The following is a 12,694-nucleotide window of genomic DNA, read 5'->3' as shown; positions in this document are numbered from 1 at the left end:
ATTAAAAATCGCAGCTAGGCCCAATAAAAGGTTATTAGCCAACAAAAAAGACTAGGCTATATTGTAAGAAGTTTCGTTTATGTACAAGTTAAGGGCGCCTATGTTTACCAAACAAGAGCTACAGGTTATCGCGCAAACGCTGGTGCAAAAGCGCGATTGGATAACAAAAAACATCAATAATGCCGAAGGCAGCGCCAAAACTAACCTTGAGCAAAACCTGCATACTATTGAATCAGTTCTGCATAAAATCAGTGCGCAACTACGGTCCGCGACAAACGAAAAAACTACCGTCAATCATTATATTTCCGAGAAAGCTATTTCCCCCATTCGCCAGGCAGCACTCGCACATCGCAATGATCTGGCACCCGGACAAATACGTGTACTGTTGGTGGATGATGACCAGCTCATTTGCGAATTGATCACGGCCTATCTCCATGAAACGGGCATTCACCTGGTCGATGTTGCAAGCGATGGCATGCAGGGTATCAGCATGATGTACGAAGCGAATCCCGTTTATGATTTAGTGCTTTGCGATTGGAATATGCCGGGCAAATCCGGCCTTGAGGTTCACAACGCCATGCGCGCAGCCGAGCGTTACATTGCAACAGTATTTATATTGGTTACCGCAGTCTCGGAAGCGAAACAAATCCGTTCTGCAATTGAAGAAGGTATCGATGATTATGTGATCAAACCTGTTGAGCGAGATAAGCTTTTTAAGAAGATTGCACGTTTTTTTCCACACGTGAAAGCACCGGAATAAATTCCCCGCACATATATTGGCCAGCCTTTAGCACATCGACATTAAACCACAGGGTATGACTAAAACTAGCAGTGTAGTTAGGGGATTATCAGCGTTATATAAACTGAACGTCCTTGTATCAGTGAAAATAAAAATCAACCTTCCACTTCCACCATAAAATCCAGCGCTGCCTGTTGGCGAATCGCCTTGCGATGGTTGGCCATAAGTTTGGTGATTTTTTCCTGATCACAAACTTGTCGATCCAACATTACCCGCGTTTTTAATTCACCCATAGGTTCAGCAGTTGGGCATTTGCTGAATACAAACTGGTTGGAAATTAAATCCATAAACGGACCGGATTTACTGCTCGGCATAATGAACAGCAACTGCAACCCCAAACTTTCCGTTAAATAATTAATAACTTCACGTGAGCGATGCTCATCCATTTTGGAGAAAGCCTCATCCACCAATACCATACGCAAATGGCTGTTGCCTTCATTAAAGCGAAATGCAGAAGTAATTGCCGCGCTGCGAATAATATACGCCGGCGTTTCCAGCTGACCACCGGAACCAGTACCGTACTGGCTGAGGGCGATGGGCGCTTTACCTTCCGGTTCTTTGTAAATTTCGTAGCGACGATAATTACGGTAATCTGCAATACGTGTTAATTCACGCAGGGCTTTTTGCTCATCTTCATCCAACAACATTGCCATCAGGCGCTCGCGCACCTTTTGGTGTTTGTCATCCAATTTCATGGTGAACAAGGTTTCGTTTTCATCGCCACCGGCAGTCGGACTATCCATTACCGCTTTAAAAAATTGCCAGTATTCTTTAAATTCCGGCACCCAATCCCAATCGAAACGAAAACGCTCACGGTCCGCACCAAAGCGATGGTGTTCCAATTCCCTATTCAAGTCCTCCAGGATTTTCTTACCGTCGTTAATCGCCTGGAAAATTGAATGGCACAAATTACTGACGAAGGCGTTATTGAAACTTTCACGCAAGGATTCAATTTCTTTATGGCGCTGCGCAAGGATATGGTTTTTATCGCGATTATAAAGCGCATCAAACTGCCGGCGGATTTCGCAAATCGCGCGGAAATTATTGCTACCCAAATCATCGTTATAATCCACATCAAACAGGATGGAATCACTGCTGGAGCAAAACTGGTTATGCATCATTGCCGCTTGCTGCAAGCGATGAAGGATTGTTTTTAATTCCGCATTCACACCGGCCAATTGATTATCAAAATATTGGCTGGAATGCTGGGTAATAGTTTCATCTGCTATTTGCAGCCGGGCATCTGCGTCAAACTCTGGCCACAATGCGGTAATTGCCTGTACATTGGATTCACAGTTATCCGCAATTGCCAGGTTTTTATCCTGCTCGGCATCCAGCTTATGGCATTGATTATCGGCGAGCTTTAATTCGGCGCGACAATCGATTTGCGTGTTATTCAGGCGAGTATAAGTTTCATTCTGCGTTTGCAGGCGCAGGTTCAATTCCTGCAATTCTGCTTCCAGCGCTTTGGTATCGCTCAAGTCAAGTTGCTGCAATTTTGCATCAATCGCAGCGATGCGAGTTTGCGCAGTGGTCATCGCTTGCAAACAATCGGCGTAGGCAAGTGCTTTTAATTTATCAATCGAAATTAATAATTCCTGCGCTTCTTCCGAGTGGCGGCCCGCTGCTTGCCATTCTGCAACAAGATCATGGAATTCGTGGCGTTTTGCTTCCAGTGCGCGCTCACGTGCGCCCTGGCCAAATACCAGCTCGGATTCCGCCATGTCGCAACGGAACATTGCATAATTACCAGACCCCATCGCATCCTTGGTGATACCGCGACGGGTATTTTTTAATTCTTTCGCGTTATCCACGCGCTGCACATTGCCATAGCTTGCTTTAATGTAGGCTTCAGCAGTGGCGTGGGCAAAACTCATAATTTGCGTAATGGAGTTATGGGTATTGTCCTGTAACTTATCCAAATCCTTGCGCGCTTTTTCACCCTGGATGATACGTGCACTTTTTGCCTGGCCGCTCATGCCGCGCACAATAGCAATCGCATCAGCTTCGTATTCCGGCTCGACAATAATACCGAAGCGCGCAGCGCCAATATAACCTTCAATCGCTGATTGCCATTCGCGATCTTTCACATCCACATAATCACAAAGCACACGGGCATCTGCCTTGGGGCATTGCGCATGAATTGCATCCAGCGCGGCGCGCACAAAACCGGGATAACTAACTTGTTTGGTTTCCAGGGTTTGTATTTCACGGCGCTTGCTATCAATTGCTTTTTGCAAACGTTCGGCCTGGGCTTTGCGTTTATCGCGCTCTTGGGCGAGCTGGTCACGCAAATGGGTATGCCCTGCATCCGCTTCAAATAAGCTGGCGAAAAATGCATTGTGATTTTTTTGCAGTTCAAGGACAGCTGTAAGCTGGTCATCCTGCGAATGTTGAATCCAGTCCCGGTTCAATAGCTGATGAATATCCTGCACCGGATTTTCTGCACAAATCGATTTGATTAAATTCGTCAGGTTACCTTCTTTAAATGCGGGCAAATCTACACTGATAGAGGTTTGGCGCAGAGCCAGTGCTAATTGCTGCGCGGCTTCAATGTTGATTTGCAATTGCTGGTGCTGCTTGCGCAGTTCCGGTACTTGTGCCTGGATTAATTTTTCCTGGGCAATCTTTTCCTGTTCCAATTGATCCTTGTCGCGCAACGCAGGCACACCCAAACGCCGTGCCGTTGCAGCAAGGATTAACTGGTTAATTTCATCCCGTTGGGCATCACAAGCTGCCAGAGCCTGCTGGTTGCTGGCGGAAGTTTCACGCAACAATTGTTGCTTGTGTTTTGCATCCAGGTAATGACTTTGTGAATCTGCATAGCGGCGTTTGGCAACGGAATACAACAACACCTGCTGCTCGAGCCAATTACTAATAAAATTGTCTGCAAACTGCCGGCCCTGAGCCATCCGTTCAATACCCTGACGCAATTGCCGCGCATCAGCTTCCATAGTGTGGATACGTTTCAACATGGTAGAAACGCTGCGAATGGCTTCACCGAGATCGCGATACTCCAGAATTTCGTTCGCAACAAACTCATCAATACCTTTAATCGGCTTGTAAGCCATAAAACGGGAAAATGCGCGCGCGGCATTCATCGCTTCACGTTCAGACACTGCATCAACCCTGCCCCGCAAAATCCCGTAAAAGCGACAAAGGTAGGATTTTTTCTTATCGTATTTTTCTACTTGTTGCTGTCCATACTGACGGCGCAAGCTCGCATAGAGTTTATCGAGTGGTACAACATATTTATGCGTTTTTTCTTCTTTCAATAAATCGCTTAATGTTAGCGCCACGTCATTCAAAATAAAAAACTGGGTGTCGTCCAGACGCGCTACTTTTTGCAGCGATGCACCCTGCCCGGTAGTTTCCAGAAACGCGCGCATACCAATCAACGCGGTGAATGGTTCACTGTTTTCGCCTTGTGTTGGATAAAACACTGCTGCCAGGTAACCATCGCAACCCTGTGGACGCGAATAGGCACCATCATCACAACCTAATACATAAGACGCGAGTGTTCGCACCAGTTTTCCACCACGACCACGCTGGCTGGACTCATCTTGCCCCGGGTTGAAATGGAACAGGTTGTCATGCGCAGCAGTCATGATGGTTTGAATCGCATCCGCCGCGGTGGTTTTCCCTGAGCCATTGCCACCGGAAAACAAATTGATGGGACCGAACTCGAATTCCGAGTTGGGAACATTACCCCAGTTGATGTAAATGAATTTTTTTAAGTACATAGCGTTACTCAGGAATCAGTATCAGTCGCAAACAGCGAGCGATTGATATGCGGGGCAGATTTTTTCGCAGCGCGATTCTCGGTGGCAGATTCATCATCAGCGTCGTCCGCGTCATCATCAACCAGTAATAAATTGTCCGCCAAATGATTGCGGATTTGTGCAAGCCATTCATTATTTACCAGATTAATAATTAACGGGCGAATCTTGATCCAGCTCTCGCCAGAATCGATATCCGCTTCTGCCATAAAATGCACGAGGCGCAATTGGCGTAAACGTTTGAAAGCGGCGCGGCGCTCCCCCAGGTTTTCTGGCAGGCTACGACGCAATAAACTTTTCATAGCGAGCGCAATCGCCTCCAACGATAAGGTGGCACAACCTTGTTCATCAATTCCACCTTCACGCAAGGCTTTATCGTATTCCGCACGCAATACCAGGATCAGCGCAACTTCATGTTGGTTTAAACGATTGCGCAAACCGGCATTAAAGGGTTCGTCACTTTCATCGTCCATCCCGGGCAAACGCGCCCCAGGCGGCAACACCCTTACAAAACGAAAGTGGCTATCGTGTTGAAAGCGAATACCTATCAAGCTAAAAAAATCGTCAACCAGCGGCACTATACGTACAAAACGATCATACAACTCTGCTTCAACCTGGCTATCATCCCGGCAAAGAACGCCGTAATCCAACAGGCGTTGAATAAGCTCACGCCAGTTATCCAGCGAAATATTATGTTTATCCAACTGCTCTTGCAGCGCGGCGGTTAGTGGTTCACTCATGATTTTTCACCATCATCAACCAGGCTGATAACAAATTCATCGCGCTGTTTGAAATATTTGTCTTTCTGAATTAACGGTTGTCCATGCAACCATTCATCTCGTTGATGCACCACAAAACGGTAACGGGACGAAAGGTTTGCAGCCGCGCCCACTTCAACGGCGTGGGAGAGCCCCAATAATTCTTCCATATTCCTCGCCTGCAACTCGCTGCTGCTGACGCTGCCATTTTCCGCGAGTGCAGCATGAACAAAATCGCGAATACTGCTTGATTGCAAAATAAACGCTTTATCCAGCGCTTGCTGGATAAATATATTTTTCTGCGCTTCCGCATCCAACGCCTTGTCTTCATCCAATTGCGAACGAATTAATTGAATACTGCGCGGCGCACGCAGCTGGATTTGGGATGGATCAACAAAACCCATTTGCAAACTGGCAAGCGCTTCACCCTGCTCAATAAATAACTGGTCTTGCTGCTCCGGCGCCAAATCGGCCAGGGAGCGATAAATATCCATTAAATCATCTTGCCCACGGCTGTTAATGTAGCTGAGCTGGCGAATAATAATGTCCGCGCGTTGGGTAAAGGTATTCAACGCGCGGCGCAATGCTGGGAGCATAATTTCGCAGGCATTCTTCAAACGTGAATCGATTGTTTCCAATAGCGTTTCCAGCAGTGAAATACCGGGAATAACTTTTTGAGGAAGGGCTTTGCGCAAACGGATTTCCATGACTGCACGCCAATCTTTGGCAGCAGTTTCAGGATCGCCCTGGCCATATTTGCGTTTGCGGCGAATTTTAGTAATTAATTCGGAAATCTGGTCGCGATATTTTTCCACGCTATCTGCGGATAAACGTACTTCCAGATCCGGTTTGAATACCGTTTCCATAAAGTCAAAAAATTCGTCGCTTGCTTGCTGCACCAATTGCCGTGATTCCACTTCGCGCACCAATTGGCGCTTGCGTTCTTCCAGTTCCGAAATGACATCGGTGAAATCACTGATGATGCGTTCGGAATATTCGTAAGCATCTAGCAAATCATTAATTTCACCCTGCTCATAAAACGCTTGCAAACTATTGCGTGTATTACGCGTGTTGCGGTTGCGGGTGCGGAACTGGTTTGCGTGGTTGTCAGCAAATGGTTGGGTAAACAGGCGGCCCATGCGACTAAAACCATAGCTGCTTTGCAGGCTGGTCTCATCGACTTGCTTTTCCAGCCAACCGTTTTCAATTAAACGATTGATAATAAAACTCGCAAGGTCACGCTGGGTTTTAAAGCGGCCTTCACCGTCATCCGGTTCAGCATTATCTGCATCCAGAATTGGTGCACGGGCAATCGCTTCTTTAAAAATATCAACCAATTGTTCGCGATTCATGGCATGGCCATAATCGCGTAAATCAGTATAAAGGCGTTGGTATAAAAGGCGCAGGCACTCCGCAACCAGTTCACGGTATTTACCGGTGAGCGGGTTAAAAAAGTGCTGGCGGGAATCGCTAAAAAACATCAGATAATTTCACAGCAACAACAGCGCATTAGATGCAATGTTTTGCAAAAGTTTGTTGATCTTCCAAAGTCCACTCATCAGCAGGTTTTACCATTCTGGTTTCACACCAATCGGCACTACCGATTATCACTTCACGCTCATTTATAGCAGCAACACGTGCAACAGACGCTGCTGGAATTACGTCTGCAATAGCAGCGCCAGAACCGTCACCCAGTGTGGTTTGCAATTGCTGCTCCGCGTGCAGGGCAATACCGGATATTCGTTGAACTTGTTCATTGTCCAGTGTAGTTTGTTGCGCCTGGCGATTAACATAACTAACAGTGGTTGCACCTATGCAAACTATTAATAAACTCGCAGCAAACAAACTGACAACCAATTTATTATTGCGAAAAAACGTCAACATAAATAACTCGTAAACCCCCACAGGGATTAAATGTAATTAAGCGGCAAGCCAGTCAGCCATTTTTTCGGCGTAATAGGTAATGATTAAATCTGCACCGGCGCGTTTAAATGCGGTCATTGTTTCCAGCACAATCGCTTTCTCATCAATTACACCAGCAGCCGCTGCCGCTTTTACCATCGCATATTCACCACTGACATGGTAAACCGCTAACGGGCGCGCCGAATTCGCGCGAATATGTGCGAGCACATCCAAATAGGCAATGCCGGGTTTTACCATCAGGATATCGGCACCTTCCGCTTCATCCTGTAAAGATTCTGCCAGGGCTTCACGACCATTGGCCGGGTCCATTTGGTAAGTATTGCGGGTTCCTTTAAAACTGCTATCTACCGCATCGCGAAATGGGCCATAGAAAGCAGAAGCAAATTTAGTGGAATAGGACATGATTGGAATGTGTGTGAACCCGGCAGCATCCAATGCCTCGCGAATTGCGCTGATCATGCCGTCCATCATGCCCGATGGTGCAATCATATCCACACCGGCTTGTGCCGCAAGCACAACTTGTTTTTGCAAATTGGCGAGCGTTTTGTCGTTATCGACATCGTGATCATGCACTACACCGCAATGGCCATGGGTGGTGTATTCGCAAAAGCAATTATCGCTAATCACCAACATATCCGGTTGTGCTTGCTTGGCAGTGCGAATCATGCGCGCCAGTAAACCATCTTCACTCCAGGTATCTGAGCCCACATGGTCTTTATGTGTTGACACACCAAATAAAATAACCGCGCGAACACCTTTACTCCATGCACGCTGTACAATTTCAGCAAGTTGCGCTTCGGGATAACGATTGACATCTGGCATGGATTTTATTGGCACCGGTGCATCAATACCTTCTTCGATAAAAATCGGCAGAATAAAATCGCTCATGCGCACATGAGTTTCACGCACTAATTCCCGCAGCGCAGTCGTTTTGCGCAAACGGCGAAAACGAAAATCCGGTATTGTTAATGGAATTTGCATAATCTCATGCCTGTAAAAAAATAATCGGGCTTGTAAAAATTAAATACTGAGTGAACCTTCATGGCTCCACTCACAACGAACACGCATATCCCCTGAACCAGGCTTGTGATAACCGCTTTCGGCTTCCCAGGTAAACGTATGTGTGCCAGATAATTCAGTTTCCAAATGTACAGTGGCAGAAACCCAATACATTTTGCTCAATAGTGATTCAAATTGTGCAATCCATTGATCCCATTCGTATTCAACGGCTTTATAAGATGCGCCAAAATGCATAACTTCGGTTTGATAATTATAGAAAGCAGATTCCGCAGTCGGGATCGAAAACATTTCCTGACTCAAAAACGGCCATTCTTCGGCCCGCGGCAATGACAACATTGCATCGCGATTTACCCGAATCCGTTCTGATTCCGCCGCAGTCGGCGCTATATCCTTGATACAACCATAAACAATTGATTCTTGATCCATAGCTGTTTCTCTACTTTAAAAAGGCCACCACCAACTGCCCTTAAAACGCTCTTCGCAATTTTGCAGTTGACTTGCATATTGCTGCGAACGGGTTTGAACTTTCTGTGCGGTATTCATTAACCAACCTTTTTGCCGGTAAGTACCGCGATTATAACCACCATGACCTTCGTGATAGGCAAGGTATAAATTGTACCCGTCGCTCAAACCAATGCGACTGCGTTTTTGGCTTTGTTTGTTGTACCAACCAATAAAATCGATGGCATCACCAAAATTATCGCGCCGGGCAAAACTGTTTCCTCCTTGATCCTGGTATTCACCCCACACAGCATTTTTCGCTTGCGGGTATCCAAATGCATCGCTCTTGCGCGGGCCAGGGAAGATCCACAGAATTTTTGTTCGCGGCGTGCGTGCGTTATGCCTGAACATGGATTCCTGGTAGATGATTGACATCATCACTGGTACCGGAGACCCCCAACGCTTTTCGGCTTTTTTGGCATCTTTGTACCAGGATGATTTTTCATCAAAAATATCGCACAGATTATTAGGGTTTGATGGGGGCAATGTTGAACACCCCACCATTCCCAACAGACTTGCTACCAACAATATTTTGATAAATGAAATCATCTTAAATAGACCGTCCATGCTCGCGCAATAATTCAAGTAATGCCGGTTCGTCCATCACGTTCAAACCAAGTTCTTCCGCTTTTGCCAATTTTGAACCTGCCCCGGGGCCGGCAACTACATAATCAGTTTTTGCTGAAACACTACCCGCAACTTTTGCACCTAATGCCAGGAGATGCGCTTTGGCATCATCGCGAGATAAAGCTTCCAGAGTGCCGGTTAATACATAAGTAAGGCCATTTAATGGAAGCTCTTCGGGGCTGGCAACTTCAATATTATCCCAATGGATACCGGCTTCACGTAATTTTTGAACAGCAATACGATTAGATTCCTGACCAAAAAACTCTGCCACAAAATGCGCGACTACCGGGCCCACATCCGGGACTTTTTGCAGGGCCTCCTCATCAGCCGCTGCCAATGCTTCAAAACTACCAAAATAATTAGCAAAATTCCGCGCAGTTGCCTCACCCACTTCGCGAATTCCAAGCGCGAAAATAAATTTGGCTAATGTGGTCTTTTTGGTATTTTCCAGTGCGAGCAAAATATTGTCGGCCGATTTTTCACCCATACGATCCAGACCAGCCAATTGTTCACGCGTTAGGCTGTAAATATCAGCCAGTGTGTTTACCAGGCCCAAATCGACTAATTGCTCTACCAGCTTATCGCCCAAGCCTTCCACGTTCATGGCTTTGCGTGCAGCAAAATGTTTGATTGCTTCCTTGCGTTGTGCGGCGCAGACCAACCCACCGGAACAACGTGCAACCGCTTCATCAGCAACCGTTTCTACCGGTGAACCACAAACCGGGCAATGTTCAGGGAAAACAATATCGCGCGCATTTTCGGGGCGCCTGGACTCGATCACCTGCACAATTTGCGGAATTACATCACCTGCCCGGCGAACAATTACGGCATCGCCAATTTTTAAACCGAGGCGCTGGATTTCATCGCGATTATGAAGCGTTGCATTCGCGACGGTAACACCACCAACAAACACAGGTTGTAAGCGCGCCACTGGCGTTACTGCACCGGTTCGTCCTACTTGAAATTCAACATCCAATAATGTTGTAGATTCTTCTTGTGCAGGAAACTTATAGGCGATCGCCCAACGCGGTGCGCGGGAAATAAAACCCAATTCATTTTGCAATTGACGAGAATTAACTTTGAATACAATGCCGTCAATATCGTAAGCAAGTGCATCACGCTTTTCACCGATGCGGCGATAAAACTCGATTGCCTGCTGGATATTTTTTGCTACATCAGTTTCGCGGTTGGTTAAAAACCCCCAGCGCTTTAATGCAGCCAATACTCCACTGTGAGTTTCAGGCAGATCCCCACCCTCAACCAAACCAACACTGTAGGCACACATTTCCAGGCGACGACTTGCAGTAATACGCGAATCCAATTGACGCAAAGCACCCGCTGCCGCATTGCGTGGATTTACAAATAATTTTTCATCTGCCGCACGCGCTTTTTCATTAAGCGCATTAAAGGCAGTTTTAGGCATATAAATTTCACCACGCACTTCTAACACAGCAGGAAAACCCTCTCCGTGCAAACGCAATGGAATTGAATTAATGGTGCGTACGTTTTGGGTGATATTTTCGCCATTGGTCCCATCACCGCGAGTAGCACCACGGACAAGGACACCATCGCGATACAAAAGACTAACCGCAATTCCATCAAGTTTTACTTCACAGGCATATTCAATATCGCCTGACGTTTTTAAGCGATCCAGAATGCGTTGATTAAACGCTAGTAACTCTTCATCACTAAATGCGTTATCCAGCGATAACATTGGCATTTCGTGAGCAACTGTTTGAAAGGCCGTTAAGGGTGCGGAACCTACACGCTGGGTGGGCGAATCCGGTGTAATTGCGTCAGGATATTGAGCTTCCAATTCCTGCAAGCGACGCATCAACCTGTCGTATTCAGCATCAGTAATTTCCGGATCATCCAGCGCATAATAACGATAGCTGTGGAAATTGATTTGCTTGCGCAGTTCATTAATCTCATGAAGGAAATTATCGATAGGAGAGGTAGACATGAATAAAAATACCTGATGACTCGGCTTGGGGCGATGCGCGATTCATGCCTTAGCTTGCAGTATGTGATTCGTCAAAAAACGTTACGCACCTCCCTGTGCTTCATTGAAATAATAAATTACTGGCGCGGCGGACGGCGAAATAAACGCATACGTTCGAAATCCCGGATACGCTGACGGCAATGTTCTAATGTCTGGCGAGTCATGGCGCTACGTTGCTCATCTTTTAATTCGCCATTTAAACCTTCAGCGATAGCCTGGGCTGTATCAACCATTAACTCGAACGATTGCATGGAATCTGCATCGATTGGCAGCGTCATAAATAAACTTACACCAGGCGTTTCAAACTCATCCATTGCATCCAGATCAAACGTGCCGGGTTTTACCATGTTCGCCATACTGAACAATAAAGCACCTTCGCCTTTTGCATCGCTGTATCGATGGAAAATATCCATGCTGCCGTAACGCATTCCACACTGCAAAATCACATCAAGCAATTCGGCACCATTGAGCATCTCACCTTTATGGGCCATTACATTAATAATTAAAACTTCTTCCGGTTCAGCAGGTTGCTTGCCCGCAAGATTTCGTTGCGATTCCTGAGCAGTGCCCTCATTATCAAAATCATCTTGATCTTCGTAATCATCTTCCGCGTATTGATCTTCATCATAATCGCGATCATCATCACTGTCGGTATAAACATCAGATTCTTCTTGCAACTCATCATCGCGATAATCGTCAGCATCTTCATTAGCCTCATAACGATCATCCGTATCGTAACCATCATGATCAGGCTCATCGTACTGCTCGTCGAGATCATCATCACGCGTTGCGGAAAAACCTGGCTCAATACGTTGATGCTGATCCTGCGCACCAATAAAAGGCTCCGCCCTCGCTTCCTCAACGGACTCCATCAATAACGGCACAGATTCCCCCAGATTTAAACTGGTTTGCTGTGGCTCGCCACGGATCGCCCTGCGTTCAACAACAGGAGCTTCATTCCCATGACGCGAGCGCTTTTCAATAAAGGATTTTGCTTGTGCTTTTTTCTCAATACTGGGAACAGGAATACTGGGATCGCGTTGCCCAATTACACGCGCACCGCCATTGGGTAGCTCGCTGGTATAACTGGGCGTCTCCTCAGGAATATCATCATCACGATCATCAGAATGATTCTTCAAACTCTTCTTGAGTGAGCGCGATACTTTAATGCTGCCATAGCGCTCATTGCGCTTACGTCTGATTCCGTCAATAAGAATAATCAGAATCAAAATGGTACCTATGATGATGGCCAAATCTTTCATAAGTTAATCCGTAATAAATTATT

Annotated in this window: 10 protein-coding genes; 1 reads left to right on the top strand and 9 read right to left on the bottom strand. The window is 46.4% G+C overall.

All coding sequences use genetic code 11. The features are described from left to right. The first annotated feature begins 79 nt into the window (after positions 1-79). Positions 80-760, top strand: coding sequence for a response regulator (locus A596_RS08015; RefSeq protein ID WP_235425647.1), 681 nt, complete (start codon positions 80-82; stop codon positions 758-760). Between the two features lie 134 nt (positions 761-894). Here the strand turns inward: A596_RS08015 and A596_RS08010 are convergent, their stop codons facing one another. The 9 genes from A596_RS08010 to zipA form a co-directional block, all read right to left on the bottom strand. Then, entirely contained in the window at positions 895-4,542 is a 3,648-nt protein-coding gene (locus A596_RS08010; RefSeq protein ID WP_039913599.1) for an ATP-binding protein, read from the bottom strand. A gap of 8 nt (positions 4,543-4,550) precedes the next feature. Further along, entirely contained in the window at positions 4,551-5,318 is a 768-nt protein-coding gene (locus tag A596_RS08005; RefSeq protein WP_039913597.1) for a DUF4194 domain-containing protein, read from the bottom strand. Next, positions 5,315-6,817: a Wadjet anti-phage system protein JetA family protein gene (locus A596_RS08000; RefSeq protein ID WP_039913595.1), complete on the bottom strand. Its 1,503-nt coding sequence runs from the start codon at positions 6,815-6,817 to the stop codon at positions 5,315-5,317. Before A596_RS08000 ends, A596_RS08005 begins: the two co-directional genes overlap by 4 nt. Positions 6,818-6,845: 28 nt before the next feature. Then, positions 6,846-7,220: a DUF3012 domain-containing protein gene (locus A596_RS07995; RefSeq protein WP_039913593.1), complete on the bottom strand. Its 375-nt coding sequence runs from the start codon at positions 7,218-7,220 to the stop codon at positions 6,846-6,848. Between the two features lie 36 nt (positions 7,221-7,256). Continuing rightward, entirely contained in the window at positions 7,257-8,240 is a 984-nt protein-coding gene (gene hemB, locus A596_RS07990) for a porphobilinogen synthase (protein WP_039913591.1), read from the bottom strand. A gap of 39 nt (positions 8,241-8,279) precedes the next feature. Then, positions 8,280-8,705 (bottom strand): hypothetical protein, encoded by a 426-nt coding sequence (locus A596_RS07985; RefSeq protein WP_039913590.1) that lies wholly within the window; start codon positions 8,703-8,705, stop codon positions 8,280-8,282. 15 nt (positions 8,706-8,720) lie between these two features. Next, on the bottom strand, positions 8,721-9,329 hold the full coding sequence (locus A596_RS07980) for a transglycosylase SLT domain-containing protein (protein ID WP_039913589.1): 609 nt from the start codon (positions 9,327-9,329) through the stop codon (positions 8,721-8,723). 1 nt (position 9,330) lies between these two features. Continuing rightward, complete coding sequence (gene ligA / locus A596_RS07975) at positions 9,331-11,370, bottom strand: NAD-dependent DNA ligase LigA (RefSeq protein ID WP_039913587.1); 2,040 nt, start codon at positions 11,368-11,370, stop codon at positions 9,331-9,333. 116 nt (positions 11,371-11,486) lie between these two features. Then, positions 11,487-12,671 carry a cell division protein ZipA gene (gene zipA / locus A596_RS07970; RefSeq protein WP_039913586.1) on the bottom strand — a complete coding sequence of 395 codons (1,185 nt, stop codon included), beginning with the start codon at positions 12,669-12,671 and terminating at the stop codon, positions 11,487-11,489. Between the last annotated feature and the right edge of the window lie 23 nt (positions 12,672-12,694).

Source organism: Cellvibrio mixtus subsp. mixtus J3-8 (genome assembly GCF_000766945.1).
Lineage (GTDB): Bacteria > Pseudomonadota > Gammaproteobacteria > Pseudomonadales > Cellvibrionaceae > Cellvibrio > Cellvibrio mixtus_A.
Note: the sequence above shows the minus strand (reverse complement) of the source record. Positions and strands in the feature narration are given on the sequence as shown.

What these genes read in the sequence shown, in the direction of transcription:
- A596_RS08000 (WP_039913595.1), bottom strand. Translation starts at nt 6,817, where the DNA reads ATGTTTTTTAGCGATTCCCGCCAGCACTTTTTTAACCCGCTCACCGGT.
- A596_RS08005 (WP_039913597.1), bottom strand. Translation starts at nt 5,318, where the DNA reads ATGAGTGAACCACTAACCGCCGCGCTGCAAGAGCAGTTGGATAAACAT.
- ligA (WP_039913587.1), bottom strand. Translation starts at nt 11,370, where the DNA reads ATGTCTACCTCTCCTATCGATAATTTCCTTCATGAGATTAATGAACTG.
- A596_RS07980 (WP_039913589.1), bottom strand. Translation starts at nt 9,329, where the DNA reads ATGATTTCATTTATCAAAATATTGTTGGTAGCAAGTCTGTTGGGAATG.
- A596_RS07995 (WP_039913593.1), bottom strand. Translation starts at nt 7,220, where the DNA reads ATGTTGACGTTTTTTCGCAATAATAAATTGGTTGTCAGTTTGTTTGCT.
- A596_RS08015 (WP_235425647.1), top strand. Translation starts at nt 80, where the DNA reads ATGTACAAGTTAAGGGCGCCTATGTTTACCAAACAAGAGCTACAGGTT.
- A596_RS08010 (WP_039913599.1), bottom strand. Translation starts at nt 4,542, where the DNA reads ATGTACTTAAAAAAATTCATTTACATCAACTGGGGTAATGTTCCCAAC.
- hemB (WP_039913591.1), bottom strand. Translation starts at nt 8,240, where the DNA reads ATGCAAATTCCATTAACAATACCGGATTTTCGTTTTCGCCGTTTGCGC.
- A596_RS07985 (WP_039913590.1), bottom strand. Translation starts at nt 8,705, where the DNA reads ATGGATCAAGAATCAATTGTTTATGGTTGTATCAAGGATATAGCGCCG.
- zipA (WP_039913586.1), bottom strand. Translation starts at nt 12,671, where the DNA reads ATGAAAGATTTGGCCATCATCATAGGTACCATTTTGATTCTGATTATT.